This window comes from Roseateles sp. FW301-B2, from assembly GCF_058788955.1.
On record NZ_JBYTBE010000007.1, the window covers coordinates 63,304 to 77,184 of the forward strand.

9 protein-coding genes are annotated in these 13,881 nt (G+C 69.4%); 3 read left to right on the plus strand and 6 right to left on the minus strand.

The annotated features are described in order from the left end of the window. Positions 1-34: 34 nt before the first annotated feature. Together AC3WQY_RS07045 and AC3WQY_RS07050 are read right to left on the minus strand one after the other, a co-directional pair. On the minus strand, positions 35-1,051 hold the full coding sequence (locus tag AC3WQY_RS07045; RefSeq protein ID WP_492706978.1) for an acyltransferase family protein: 1,017 nt from the start codon (positions 1,049-1,051) through the stop codon (positions 35-37). A 154-nt stretch (positions 1,052-1,205) separates the two neighbouring features. Beyond that, positions 1,206-2,183 (minus strand): GMP reductase, encoded by a 978-nt coding sequence (locus tag AC3WQY_RS07050; RefSeq protein ID WP_285231923.1) that lies wholly within the window; start codon positions 2,181-2,183, stop codon positions 1,206-1,208. Positions 2,184-2,456: 273 nt separating this feature from the next. Here AC3WQY_RS07050 and AC3WQY_RS07055 point away from each other — a divergent pair, with 273 nt between their 5' ends. Beyond that, positions 2,457-3,578 (plus strand): beta-ketoacyl-ACP synthase III, encoded by a 1,122-nt coding sequence (locus AC3WQY_RS07055; protein ID WP_285231924.1) that lies wholly within the window; start codon positions 2,457-2,459, stop codon positions 3,576-3,578. Here the strand turns inward: AC3WQY_RS07055 and AC3WQY_RS07060 are convergent, their stop codons facing one another. Continuing rightward, on the minus strand, positions 3,579-5,885 hold the full coding sequence (locus AC3WQY_RS07060) for a penicillin-binding protein 1A (protein WP_492706981.1): 2,307 nt from the start codon (positions 5,883-5,885) through the stop codon (positions 3,579-3,581). Between the two features lie 96 nt (positions 5,886-5,981). Here AC3WQY_RS07060 and sbcB point away from each other — a divergent pair, with 96 nt between their 5' ends. Then, positions 5,982-7,430, plus strand: coding sequence for an exodeoxyribonuclease I (sbcB, locus tag AC3WQY_RS07065; RefSeq protein ID WP_492706983.1), 1,449 nt, complete (start codon positions 5,982-5,984; stop codon positions 7,428-7,430). Between the two features lie 13 nt (positions 7,431-7,443). On the opposite strand, the gene AC3WQY_RS07070 is transcribed toward sbcB, so the two are convergent. Continuing rightward, entirely contained in the window at positions 7,444-8,202 is a 759-nt protein-coding gene (locus tag AC3WQY_RS07070) for a substrate-binding periplasmic protein (RefSeq protein WP_492706985.1), read from the minus strand. Positions 8,203-8,343: 141 nt separating this feature from the next. Between AC3WQY_RS07070 and AC3WQY_RS07075 the strand changes: the two genes are divergently transcribed. After that, positions 8,344-8,856, plus strand: coding sequence for a YybH family protein (locus AC3WQY_RS07075; RefSeq protein WP_285231928.1), 513 nt, complete (start codon positions 8,344-8,346; stop codon positions 8,854-8,856). 3 nt (positions 8,857-8,859) lie between these two features. On the opposite strand, the gene AC3WQY_RS07080 is transcribed toward AC3WQY_RS07075, so the two are convergent. Then, complete coding sequence (locus tag AC3WQY_RS07080; RefSeq protein ID WP_492706987.1) at positions 8,860-10,206, minus strand: amidohydrolase family protein; 1,347 nt, start codon at positions 10,204-10,206, stop codon at positions 8,860-8,862. After that, complete coding sequence (locus tag AC3WQY_RS07085; protein WP_492706989.1) at positions 10,203-13,379, minus strand: amidohydrolase family protein; 3,177 nt, start codon at positions 13,377-13,379, stop codon at positions 10,203-10,205. The genes AC3WQY_RS07080 and AC3WQY_RS07085 overlap by 4 nt, the downstream gene beginning before the upstream one ends. Positions 13,380-13,881: the final 502 nt, after the last annotated feature.

A 13,881-nucleotide genomic window follows, 5' to 3' on the forward strand; every position in this document is an offset into this window, starting at 1 on the left:
TGCTTTGCTGGCAACGGGCGGTGGGAGACGCGGCTTACCAGTACTTGTTCAGCCAGGTCCGGCAGGGCTTTTCAATGCAGTGAAAGCTGACATAGGCAATCCCGAGCGCCAGCGCCAGCGCCGTGGTGCCGCCACCCGGTATCTGCGCCTTGCCGACATACAGGGGCTGCTGCCACAGATAGATGGAATAGGAGTAAACGCCGAAATTGCAGAGCAGCCGGGATGACAGGATTCGCTTGAACAGCGCGTAGCTGTCTCCCAGGTGGCCGATGGCAACAGCCATCGCGATCGGCGCTATCAAAGAGCCCGCCCACCAGGGGGCGACAGACAAATAGCAGGCGGCGCCGACCATCAGTGCAAGTGGCGCAACCCACGCTGGCGCCGACCAGTCTGCCTTCGCCCGCAGCAGCCGATAGCCGGCCGCCAACAGCAGGTGCGCGGCCGCGACCTCGGTGCCTAAGGCGCCCCAAGGTGGCGACATTTGGGGCCATCGGACGTAGAGCTGGCCGATGGCCATACAGCTCAGCCCTGCGCCCAGCAGCAGCAGATGCTCCCGGCCTCGCAACAACCTCAGCGCAATGATCAGGCTCATGAAGACGTAGCAGTGCTCTTCGATGTTGAGCGACCAGAGATGACCGATCGGCACTGCGCTCTTCCAGATGCCCGGCTCAATGGGCAGGTAGGTTCGAAGGAAGGCGATGGTGGCGAGCAGCTCGGTGGGCGTATACGGCAGTCCCGTGGCGCTAGCAAGGCCATGGATGATCACCACGAAGGCCAGAAAGGCCGGCACGATGCGGCTGATGCGGCGCTTGTAGAAACGCGCCAGGTGCTCTCTCTGGATGAACAGGATGCCTGACATCAACCAGCCCGAGAGGCAGAAGAAGATGTCGACGCCCAGACGGCCGGCCTCCAGCGGCAGCAGCTGATAGAAATGCGCTTCCAGTACCAGCAGGATGGCCAGGCCGCGCCAGCCGTCCAGGTGGGCCAGTCGCGAGCCTTCGCTGCTGCCTAGGGCGTGGGTGTCTGCGGGACGGGCGTCATCAATAGTCACTAGAGTTCCGCGCCTTAGTGGCCCGGTTGGTGAATCCGGCGGTTGATCGGCTGCCGGATGTTAGATGACGCGGACCAGCAGACGAGCCGTCTACAGGAACTGCTGCGCCCCGCGTTTTGGCTACACCGAAACGCGGGCGACAAGCCTTGCCCGTTCACATGAACAGATGCTCGCCGGCGTTTTCCCCACCCAGGATCACGTAGTTCACCTTGCGCAGATCGGCGAGCTGCTTGCCGCCGGAGTAGGAGACCGAGCTCTGCACGTCCTCCTGCATCTCGCGCAAGGTGTCGGCCAGCTTGCCCTTCACCGGCTCGAGGATGCGCTTGCCCTCGACATGCTTGTACTCGCCCTTGTTGAAGTCCGAGGCCGAGCCGTAGTACTCCTTGAAGAGCTTGCCGTCCACCTCGACGGTGGCGCCGGGCGACTCCTCATGGCCGGCGAACAGCGAGCCCACCATCACCATGGCGGCGCCGAAGCGCACGCTCTTGGCGATGTCGCCATGGTGGCGGATACCGCCGTCGGCAATGATGGGCTTGGTGGCCACGCGCGCACACCATTTCAGCGCCGAGAGCTGCCAGCCGCCGGTGCCGAAGCCGGTCTTCAGGCGCGTGATGCAGACCTTGCCCGGGCCGATGCCCACCTTGGTGGCGTCGGCGCCCCAGTTCTCCAGGTCGATCACGCCCTCGGGCGTGCCCACATTGCCGGCGATCACGAAGGCCTTGGGCAGCTTCTGCTTGATGTGCGCGATCATGCGCTGCACGCTGTCGGCATGGCCGTGGGCGATGTCGATGGTGATGTAGTCGGCGCCCACGCCATCGGCGGCCAGGGCATCGATCACCGCGTAGTCGGCCGGCTTGACGCCCGAGCTGATCGAGACGAACAGGCCCTTGTCGCGCATGCTGCGCGCGTAGGCCACGTTGTCGAGATCGAAGCGGTGCATCACATAGAAGTAGCCATTGGCGGCCAGGTATTCGGTGATGCTTTCATCCACCACCGTCTTCATATTGGCCGGTACCACCGGCAGCTTGAAGCGGCGCGGACCGAATTCGATCGAGGTGTCGCACTCGGCGCGGCTTTCCACGCGGCATTTGCGCGGCAGCAACAGGATGTTGTCGTAGTCAAAAATTTCCATGACGGAAGTCCAAGTTCGCAAGGTCGGGATGCGTTCGTGCAGTGCATGCCCTGGGCTGCGAGCGCTTGACTTGGAGCCCGGCCGGCCCGCGAAGCCGTCCGAGGCAAGGGACGGTGCAGGCACAAAAAACCGGGCGCCAATATTTGGGCCCGGTGCCCGATTCTACGCAGATTCCACCGCCATGCTGAACACCCTTAAGCGGTGCCTGCATAGCGGTCGCTACACTTCCGGCACCGCCCGCCCGCCTGGTGGGCACCAGAATCCGAGATTCATATGCATGCAGTCGTCATCAGCGGCACCGGCATCTACACGCCGCCGCACACCATCAGCAACGCCGAGCTGGTGCAAGCCTTCAACCAGTACGTGGACCTGCAGAACGCCCAACATGCCGAGGCCATTGCGGCCGGCACGCATGAGGCGCTGACGCATTCCAGCGTCGAGTTCATTGAAAAGGCCTCCGGCATCAAGCAGCGCTACGTGATCGAGAAAGAGGGTGTGCTCGACCCCACCCGCATGTACCCGCGCTTTGCCGAGCGGGCCGACGATCAGCTCTCGCTGATGGCCGAGATCGCCGTGGTGGCGGCCCGCGACGCGCTGGCCGCGGCCGGCAAGCAGGCCAGCGAGGTGGACGCGATCTTCTGCGCCGCCGCCAATATGCAGCGCGCCTACCCGGCCATGGCGGTGGAGATCCAGCAGGCCCTGGGCGCCGGCGGCTACGGCTTCGACATGAACGTGGCCTGCTCCTCGGCCACCTTCGCGCTCGAGCAGGCCTATAACGCGGTGCGTTCGGGCGCCAGCAAATGCGTGCTGGTGGTGAACCCCGAGATCACCTCGGCCCACCTGGAGTGGAAGGACCGCGACTGCCACTTCATCTTCGGCGATGTCTGCACCGCCATCGTGGTCGAGCGTGCCGACACCGCGACCGCCGCCGAGCAATGGGAGGTGCTGGGCACCAAGCTGGCCACGCAGTTCTCCAACAACATCCGCAACAACTTCGGTTTCATGAACCGCAGCGAGGACAGCGACCCGCTGGCACGCGACAAGACCTTCCGCCAGGAGGGCCGCAAGGTCTTCAAGGAAGTGGTGCCGATCGCCGCCGCCCATATCGAGGGCCATCTGAAGGCGCTGGACAAGGCCCCCACCGACGTGCGCCGGTTCTGGCTGCACCAGGCCAATCTGGGCATGAACCAACTGGTCATCAAGCGCCTGGTCGGCGGTGAAGCCGGCTCCGACGTGGCGCCGCTGATCCTGGACGAGTTCGCCAACACCGCCTCGGCCGGCTCCATCATCGCCTTCCACCGCCACCGTGCCGACCTGGCCCCGGGCGATCTGGGCGTGATCTGCTCCTTCGGTGCCGGCTATTCGGTCGGCAGCGTGATCGTCAGGAAGCGATAGCTAGATCCCGGGGGCCGAGGCCGGCGGCGAACTGGCCGCCGCGTCCAGGCCGATGAAGCGGATGCCGGCCTCGCCGGCAAACTCCTCGAAGCTCCAATCGCCACCCTCGGGTCGCACCAGGCCCTCGGTGGGAGGGGTGATCTCGGCCACCGGCACGCCCTTGAGCGCCACGCTCATGAAATCGATCCAGGCCGGCAGGGCCATGCCGCCACCGGTCTCGCGGTCGCCCAGGCTGCGCGGGTTGTCATAGCCGATCCACACCACCGCCGCCAGGCTCGGCTGGTAGCCGGCAAACCAGGCGTCCACCGCATCGTTGGTGGTGCCGGTCTTGCCATAGATGTCGGGCCGGCGCAGGCTGGCCTGGGCGCGCGCCGCGGTGCCGCTGCGCGCCACCTCCTGCAAGAGGCTGCTCATCACGAAGGCGTTGCGCTCGGGAATGGCGCGGTTGTCCTCGCTGATGGCGGGGGCCTCGGCCTCGAACAGCGGCACGCCCTTGGCATCGGTGATGCGCGTGATGATGAGGGGCTTGAGCGCATGGCCGCCGTTGGCAAACACCGCGTAGGCGCTGGCCATCTGCAGCGGGGTCACCGAGCCCGAGCCCAGCGCCAGCGTGAGGTTGTCGGGCTGCTTGTCCTGGTCCAGGCCGAAACGGCCGGCCCAGGCCTTGGCGCGCTGCGGGCCCAGCTGTTCCAGCACCCGGATCGTCACCATGTTCTTGGAACGCGCCAGCGCCTGGCGCACCGTCATCGGGCCGTCGAAAGTGCCGTCGTAGTTCTTGGGCTCCCAGTCGCCGGCCACGAAGGGCGCGTCGTTCACCAGGGTGGCGGGCGAGACGCCCAGCTCCAGCGCCGAGGAGTAGACGATGGGCTTGAAGCTCGAGCCCGGCTGGCGCCAGGCCTGGGTGACATGGTTGAACTGGTTGCGCGCGAAATCGAAGCCGCCCACCAGCGCGTGCACGCGCCCGCTGCCGGGCTCCAGCGCCACCAGCGCGCCCTCGGCCTCGGGCGCCTGGGTGATCAGCCAGGCGCCCTGCGGCTCGGCCTTGCTGGGCGCGCCGCGCAGCACGCGGATGATGCTGCCGCTGCGGATGCGCAGCTCGCTCCTGGCCTTGTCGGACAGCGCGGCCTGCACCGAGCGCAGGCCTTCGCCCGTGATCACCAGATCCTCGCCGCTCTGCAGGCTGGCCAGCACCTTGGCGGGCGAGGCCTGGGTCACCACCGCGGCGCGCAACTCGTCCTGGTCGGGGTGCTCGGCGAGCGCCTGGGTGATGGCGGCATCCTGCTCGGCGGCATCGCCGGGCAGGTCCACATGGCCCTCTGGGCCGCGGTAGGGCTTGCGGCGCTCGTACTCCATGAGGGTCTTGCGCAGCGCCTTGTAGGCGGCCTGCTGCTGTTCGGCCACCAGGGTGGTGTAGACCTTCAGGCCGCGGCTGTAGGCCTCGTCGCCGTACTGCGCATGCACCACGGCGCGCGCCATCTCGGCCGCGTACTCGGCGTGCAGGCGCGGATCCTGGGCCGAGCGGATATGCAGCTTCTCGGCCTTGGCGGCGGCATAGTCCTCGGGGCTGATCAGGCCGGTGTCGTGCATGCGCTCCAGCACGATCAGCTGGCGCCGCGTGGCGCGCTGGAAGTTGCTGATCGGGTTGGCGTAATAGGGGTTCTGCGGCAGGCCGGCCAGCATCGCGGTCTCGGCAATGCTCAGCTCCTTCAGGCTCTTGCCGAAGTAGGCCGCCGCCGCCGCTTCGAAGCCGTAGGCCCGCTGACCCAGATAGATCTGGTTCATATAGACCTCGAGGATCTGCTGCTTGCTCAGCTGGCTCTCGATCTTCAGCGCCAGCATCATCTCGACGAATTTGCGCGTGTAGAGCTTCTTCTTGGTGAGGTAGAGATCGCGCGCCAGCTGCTGGGTGATGGTGGAGGCGCCCTGGCTGCGCGAGCTGAACAGATTCGCCAGCGCGGCACGCGCGATGCCCGGGTAGTAGAGCCCGCCATGCTCGTAGAAGCCGGTGTCCTCGATCGCCAGCAGGGCGTCCTGCATGCGCTTGGGAATGTCCTTGAGCGGCAGGTAGTGGCGGCGCTCGGCGCCGAACTCGCCCATCAGCTGGCCATCCGCGGTGTAGACGCGCAGGGGCTGGCGCGGCTGGTAGTCGGTGAGGTTGTCGATCGAGGGCAGGTTGGGATAGACCAGCGCCGCGGCCATCGCCAGCAGCAGCACCAGCAGCGCGGCCGTGGCGGCCAGGATGATGAGCAGGCGTTGCCAGGCCAGGCCGGACTGGGACGCGGAGGAGTGGCTGAAGCGTGTGCGCATCAAGGCGGGTCAGACAAGCGGGGACGGGTGATTATCGCGACCCTTCGGTGAAGGCCTGCTGAAGCGGCGGGGCAGCGATCGGTTATCGTGCCGGCCATGCAAGCCCTGACCTTCTACTGGCACGATTACGAAACCTTCGGTCGCGTGCCGCGCCGCGACCGCCCCTCGCAGTTCGCCGGCATCCGCACCGACGCCGAACTCAATGAGATCGGCGCGCCCCTGATGGTGTACTGCCGGCCCGCGCCCGACTACCTGCCCGAGCCCGAGGCCTGCCTGCTCACCGGCATCCTGCCGCAGACCTGCCTCGAACAGGGCCTGGCCGAGCATGAGTTCGCCGCCACCATCGAGGCCGAGCTGGCAAGACCTGGCACCGTGGGCCTGGGCTACAACACCATACGCTTCGACGACGAGGTGACGCGCCATCTGTTCTGGCGCAACCTGATGGACCCCTATGCGCGCGAGTGGCAGAACGACTGCGGCCGCTGGGATCTGCTGGACGTGGTGCGCTGCGCCTACGCGCTGCGCCCCGAGGGTATTGAATGGCCCAGGCACGAGGACGGCCGCCCCTCCTTCAAGCTGGAGCATCTCAGCGCCGCCAATGGCCTCGCCCACGAGGCGGCGCACGACGCGCTCTCGGACGTGCGCGCCACCATTGCGCTGGCGCGCCTGCTCAGGAGCGCCCAGCCCAAGCTGTTCGAGTTCTGCCTCAGGCTGCGCAAGAAGGAGGCGGTGTGGGCCGAGATCGGCGTGGGCCGCCCCTTCCTGCACATCTCCGGCATGTATGGCGTGGAGCGCGGCTGCATGGCCCTGGTGTGGCCGCTGGCGCCGCACCCGAGCAACAAGAACGAGCTGATCGTCTGGGACCTGGCCAGCGATCCGGCCGAGCTGCTGACGCTCAACGCCGAGGCGATCCGCGCGCGCATGTTCGTCAAGCAGGAGGCGCTGGAGGAGGGCGTGACGCGCCTGCCCATCAAGACCATCCACGTCAACAAGTCGCCCATCGTGATCGGCAATCTGAAGACGCTCAGCCCCGCCATGGCCGAACGCTGGGGGCTGGACCTGGCGCAGGGCCTGCGGCATGCCGAGCTGCTGGCGCGCGAGGGCCAGCTGCTGGCCGGGCTCTGGGGCGAGGTGTTCCAGCGCCCCGCGACGGCCGGGCCGGTGGACGTGGACGAGGATCTCTATGGCGGTTTTCTGAGCCCCGACGACCGGCGCCTGCTGAATCGCCTGCGCGGCCTCGATGCCGAGGCCCTGGCCGAGCGCGTGGCGCAGGGCAAGGCGGCGTTCCAGGACGCGCGCCTGGCCGAGCTGCTGTTCCGCTACCGCGCCCGCAACTTTCCCGCGTCGCTCAGCGCTGCCGAGCAGGCGCAGTGGCAGGCGCATTGCGCCGCGCGCCTGCATGCCGGTGCGGGCGGGGCGCAGACGCTGGCGCAGTTCTTCGAGCGCATCGACGCGCTGGGCGAGAGCGCCGAGGACGAGCGCAGCGAGGCCATCCTCGGCGCGCTCTACGACTATGCCGAGCAGATCGCGCCGCCGCCGCCATGAACGCGGCGGTCTCCTAGAGCCAGTCCTTCCAGCGCAGGCGGATGCGCTCCAACTCGCCATTGCGGGCGATCGCCTCCTGGCCCCGATCCATCAGTTCGCGCAGGGCCTGGTGCTGGGGGCGTGACTTCGCCATTGCGAAATGCAGGGGCATGCGCTCCAGGGCCGGCTCCATCCAGACGAATTGCGCGGCCGCGCCTTTCAACTCGGTATTGATGAGGTAGCGCGCCACGCCCTTGTCGATCAGCACCAGGTCTACCCGGCCGGCCAGCAGCTTGCGCAGATTGGTGAGGTCATCGCGCGCCGGGTCGGCCTTCGCACCCAGCTGTACCGCCTGCTCGAAGGCCTTGGGGTTGGCATAGCCCTGCACGGTGCCGATGTGCAGACCGGCAAGGTCAGCGGGCAGCTGGTTCTTGGCCGCGTTGCGCTGCTTGGCCAGGCCGAAATAGCCGACCTGGTTGTCGATGCCCATGGGCTTGGCGAAATCCATGACGCGTTCGCGCTCGGGCTGGTACCAGGCGCCGATCACGCCGTCGTGCTGGCCCGCCTCCAGCTCGGTGAGGGCGCGCGCCCAGGGGCGGAACGCGACCTGCAGGCGCCAGCCCTGGCTGGCCAGGGCGGCACGCGCGATCGCCACCGCCACGCCTTGCTCGGGCAACTTCTCGCCCATATAGGGCGCGAATTCGGTGGTGACCAGATGAAGCACCGGCGCATCGGCCGGCATGGCTTCCGGCTGCGCGCTGCCGGCCTTGCTATAAGCAGCGCAGGCCAGCATGGCCAGACTGCATAGCCAACGGCGCCGGTGCCAGGTCTTGCCTGCGGCGCGCTTGCTTGCGGTGCTCGCGGTGATGCACGGATTCATGCCTGCTTGCCCAACGTCGTTCTTGTCACCCCACACCCATCCGGAGGTCTTGCCGTGAATCGTAGCGATCAGTACATCGGATTGTGCCGCCTATTGATGCTCGCCCTGCTGGGGGGATCGGCCATGGCCGGCGAGGTGCCCGCCGGCGGCGCGGCGGATCTGCGCGCCCAGGTCTGGGCCGCGGAATGCGCGTTCGCGCGCAGCATGGCCGAGCGCGACCTGCCGGCCTTCGAGCGCCATCTCTCCGAGCAGGCGCTGTTCTTCGGCTCCAGCCAGGTGCACCGCGGCAAGCCGGCGGTGCTGGCGGCCTGGAAAGGTTTTTACGAGGGCGCGCAGGCGCCGTTCTCCTGGGCGCCCGATTCGGTCGAGGTGCTGGGCGACGGCACGCTGGCCCATTCCACCGGGCCGGTGCGCAATCCCCAGGGCGAGCTGGTGTCGCGCTTTGCCTCGGTGTGGCGGCAGGAGGCGCCGGGCCAATGGCGCATCGTGCTCGACAAGGGCGTGCCGCTCACGGCCGCCGAGCGCGAGCGCGCCAAGGAGGCGCCGGCCAAGCCGCTTTGCCCCTGAAATTTACCGGGCCGTGGCCGGGTAGCGCTGCTGGTATTTGTCGCGCAGCCGGGTCTGGCGGTCTTCCAACGCCAGCTCGCGGCCGGCGATGAAGATGCGCTCGATGCGGGTGCCGGCCTCCAGCGGATCGCCATCGGCGACGAACAGATTGGCCAGCCGGCCCGGCTGCAGCGAGCCCAGCAAGGCCTCGGCGCCGAGGATCTGCGCGGGGTAGAGCGTGATGGCCTTGAGCGCTTCGGCGCGCGGCAGGCCATGGGCGACGGCGGTGGCGGCCTCGAAGGGCAGGCGGCGCTCGTTGGCCGCATCGCCCTCCGCGCCGCCGCGCGCGATGCAGTAGCGCAGCCCGGCCGCATGCAGGCGCGCGGCCAGGCGCAAGGGCGCGTCCGCCGCATCGTCGCGGCGCAGCGGCAGCCGGTGCACGCCGGCAATCACCACCGCGGCATCGGCCGCCTTGAGGGCGTCGGCCAGCAGCGGGGCGTCGTAGCCGCCCACGATCACCAGCTTCAGATGGTGGCGCTGGGCCAGGCCCAGGGCCCAGCGTATCTGCGCCGCCTCGTCGGCATGCACGAACACCGGCAGCTCGCCGCGCAGCGCCGGCAGCATCGCCTCCCAGCGCGTGTCCGGCGCCAGGCCGGGTTCGGCGCTGCGCGCCTTCAGATAGGCGGCGGCCTGCTCGAAGCTCTCCTCCAGGCTTTGCAGACGCTGGCGCGCCAGGCGCTTGTAGTCGGCCAGCCTGGCCTCGTCCAGCATCGGCAGCAGCTGCGCATTGGCGCGCAGCGAGGGCGGGCGCACATGCAGGCCCACGGCGGGGCGCAGCGCCATGTCCTCCCAGTTCCAGCCGTCCAGTTGCAGCAGGGCCGAGGTGCCCGAGATCAGGCCGGCCGGGCCGCTGCGCGGCACCGTCTGCGTGGCCAGCACGCCGTTGGCGCGCGTCACCGGGATCAGCTCGCTGTCGGCATTCACCGCCACCAGCGCGCGCGCGTTCGGATTCAGGCTGCCGGCCTCGGCGGTGTCGACGGTGGCGCGCACCGCGGCCACCTCCACCAGGCCCAGGGCCGAATTGGCGGCGATGAAACCGGGGTAGACATGCTTGCCGGGCAGGGCCAGGCGCTCGGTGCCGGCGGGCAGCTGGAGGGCCTCGCCCTCGGCGGCCACCGCGCTGATGCGGCCCTGCTCCAGCAGCAATTGGCCGCGCTCCAGCACCGCGCCGCTGATGGTGTGCAGGGTTGCGCCGCTGATCAGCAGCGGCCGGCTCTGCGGCGCGGGCGGCACATTGGGCGTGCCGTGCACAGCGCCGCTGGTGAGCAGCGCTGCCAGCCAAATAGTCGTGATGCTGGCCCCGCGCTTCATGGTGCGTCCTCCGTGCATTCATGCCAGGCCCCGCCGGCCCAATAGCTGCCACGCAGGCGCGTGGCCTGGTGGACCTCGTTCTGCAAGGCCAGCCAGTCCAGCAGCTCGCGCACCGGGCTGCCGCCGGTGGCCGCGGGGCGGCCGGCGGGTGCCGCCTGCAGCGCGGCCAGGCGCTCGGGCAGGGCCTTGGCCAGCAGGCGCTGGCGTTCGCGCTCGGCGGCCTGGCGCAGCTCGGCATCGCGCGCCAGGCTGTAGCTGCGGCGGCCGTCGATCCAGGTCTGCTCGGCACGGCTGTAGCCGGACAGCGGCGGGCCGCTCCAGATCACGAAGTCGGCGTCCTTGCCGGGTTCCAGCGAGCCGACGCGCTGCTCCACGCCCAGCTGGCGCGCCGGGTTGATGGTCACCAGCTTGAGCGCCTCGGGCTCGGACAGGCCGCCGTACTTGACCGCCTTGGCGGCCTCGGTGTTGAGGCGGCGTGCCAGCTCGTCGCTGTCGGAGTTGAAGCTGGAGAGCACGCCGGCGCGCGTCATGATGACGCCGTTGTAGGGCACGGCGTCCTGTACCTCCATCTTGTAGGTCCACCAATCGCTGAAGGTGGAGGCGCCGGCGCCGATGCTGGCGATCTCGCTGGCCACCTTGTAGCCCTCCAGCACATGCTGGAAGGCCGCCACGCGCAGGCCGAATTCCCTGGCCAGGCGGGTGAACATCAGGATCTCGTCGGCGCGGTAGGCATGGATGTGGATGGCGCGCTTGCGCTCCAGCAGCTCCACCAGGGTCTCCAGCTGCAGGTCGCGGCGCGGCTCGGCGATCGCCTTGGGGTTGCCCTGCCAGCGCGCGCGCTCGCGCTGGTAATGGCGCGCGGTCTGGAAGGCATCGCGCAGCAGCTGCTCCACGCCCATGCGGGTCTGCGGATAGCGGCTGCTCGCGGCCTCCCAGCTCTGCTTGACGTTCTCGCCCAGCGCGAACTTGATGCCGGGCAGGGCGCCCTTGAACTTCAGCGCCTCGGCGTCCTGGCCCCAGCGCAGCTTGATCACCTGGCTCTGGCCGCCGATGGTGTTGGCCGAACCATGCAGCAGATTGGCGGTGGTGAGGCCGCCGGCCAGCTCGCGGTAGAGGTTGATGTCGGTGGCGTCCAGCACATCGCCCACCCGCACCTCGGCGGTGATGGAACTGCTGAACTCGTTGATGCCGCGCGCGATCGCGGTATGCGAATGCGCGTCGATCAGGCCCGGGCTGACATGCTTGCCGGCCAGCTCCAGCAGCTCGGCGCCGGCCGGGGCCTTGAGGTCCTGGCCGATGGCGCTGATCTTGCCGTCCTGCACCAGCAGGTCGTGGTTCTCCAGCTTGCCGGCGGGGCCGCTGGTCCAGAGCGTGGCATGGCGCAGCAGCAGGGCAGCGGGGCGGGGCGCCAGGGTTTCCGCCAGCGCGCCGGCCGGGTAGCCGGCCGAGGGCGGGGGCGGCAGGGCTTCCGCCTTGGGCGGGGCCGCCTCGCCGGCCTGGTGCGCCGCCACGCGCCGCGCCTCCCAGCTCTGCCGGCTGCCATCGGGCCGCAGCAGCTGGCCGCTCAGGCGCTCGCCATCGAGCTCGGCCACCAGCTGCTGCCATTGCGCGGGCTCGACCTGGCCGCAGGGCCGGCGCAGCAGCAGCTGGCGGCCCTGCTGGCGCAGCTCGCAGCGCGCATCGCCCAGGCTCAGCTCGGGCTTGGCCGCGCTGCCGCCAATCTGCCAGCTCGCGTCGGCGAGTTGCCAGCGCCCGCGCAGATCGGGGCGCGCGGCGGCTTCCAGCGCATAGGGCTGGCCATCGACAAAACTCCACTCCGGCTCGGCCTGCTCGTCGCGGAACAGGTCGCCGCGGGCGACCAGCAGATTCGCCAGATGGCCCGGCTCCAGGCTGCCCAGCCGTGCGCTTTCGCCCACCAGCCGGGCCGGCACGGTGGTCAGCGCGGCCAGGGCCTGCTCGGGCGCCAGGCCGCGGCGCACCGCCTGGCGCAGGCGCGGCCAGAACTCGCGGCGCGGCTCCTTGAGCCCATGGGCTGAGAGTGCGAACTCCAGGCCCTGGGCCGCCAGATAGGCCGCGTTGGAGGGCGCCTGCTCCCAATGCTGCAGGGTCTCCAGGCCCACATCCAGCGCGGCATCGGGCTGCTCCAGCTCGGGCGCGGGCGGGAAGTTGAGCGGCAACAGCAGCGGCGCGCCGAGCGCCTTGAGCTGGGCCGCGCGACGGTATTCGTGGCCATTGCCCTGCAGCACCAGCCTGAAGCCGAACTCCTCACGCAGGCGGCCGATGCGCGCATAGTCCTGCTCGTCGTCGGCGGCGAAGAACACCGGCTGGCGCCCGGCCACCGCGTCCTGCAGCGCCGCCAGGCCGGCATGGGCGGCGATGCGCTCAATGCCCTGGGGGCCGCCACGGGCGGCCTGCTGCGCCTGCCCATACCAGCGCGCGTCCGACCAGGTCTGGCGCAGCAGCGCGATGCTGCCCATCAGCGAATTGGGATAGGCGCGCCCGCTGTCCACATCCAGGCCCAGATGCTGGGCCACGCGCTCGGCCAGCAGCAGGCGCTTGGCGTCGCCGCCATCGCCCAGATTCAGCAGCGCGCTCTGGCCGCGGAAGATGCCCACCGAGGGCGCGGCCAGCACGGTGGTGAAGCCCAGCTCGCGCGCGGCCTTGAGCTCATCGGCCTTGAGTTCCAGCTGCGTGCCCACCTGCTGTTCGGCGCGCAGCATGGTGTTGGACGCCGCCAGGCCGCGGCCCGTCAGCGGCGGGATCGGCCGCGCGGCGGCCGGCGGCGCATCGGCGCCGGGGCCCCAGCGCGGATTGGCGGGCGGCCGCTCGCGCAGGGCCGCTGGCACGCCCAGGCTGCTGGCCAGGTCGATGAAGCCGGCATAGACGGTGCGGCCGGGCAGGGCCCAGACGCGCGCACCCGCCGGCACCGGCAGCTGCGCGCCGACGGCCACGATCAGGCCGTCGCGCATCACCAGGGTGCCGCGTTCGATCACCTTGCCCGGCGCCAGCACCAGGCGCGCCTCGGTGATGGCGTGCCAGCGCGGGCTGTGGTCGTGCAGGCCTTCGACGCGCTCGACGCCGGGCTGGGCCGCCGCCGTCAGCACCAGCGCGCCGGCCGCCAGGGCGAAAACAGACCGCGGCGCGCGTGGCGCACCGCATCGATGGCTGGGCATGGCATCCTCCTTGGGTCGGTAGAGCGTGCTTACGGTCCCATCATGGTGCCCGCGAGGCAGCCCAGGGACGCAATCTAGGCGCGCGCCGCAGGCCAGGCTTGCTGCCTGGCCAAGGTGGGCAACGACGAGTGCGCCCCTGGGCTGTCTTGCCCTTCGGGTTGCCCCGCAAAGACAGCGTCTGCGGCGGTGCAAATCCTCGCCGGGTGTCCAACCCGGCTGCAGTTTGCGCCTTGCATCCACTGCCTTTGCGGGGCAACGGGCGCCATGATGGGATCGTAAACACGCTCTTAGGGCGGGTCTTGCTGGCAGGCACTCTAGGGGCTGGGCAGCGGCCCGGCCATGCGGGATTGCGTGGGGCCACCGCCGCGGCGTGCGAATGCTGAACCAGTCAAACAAGGTCTTGTTCGGGCTTTTCAGGCAGGCGCAAACGCGGTACACCCTCAAGCATGGCCCGCTGCGTGTCGAAATGACCTGCTGACGCCGGCGCCGAGGCCATGGCCAT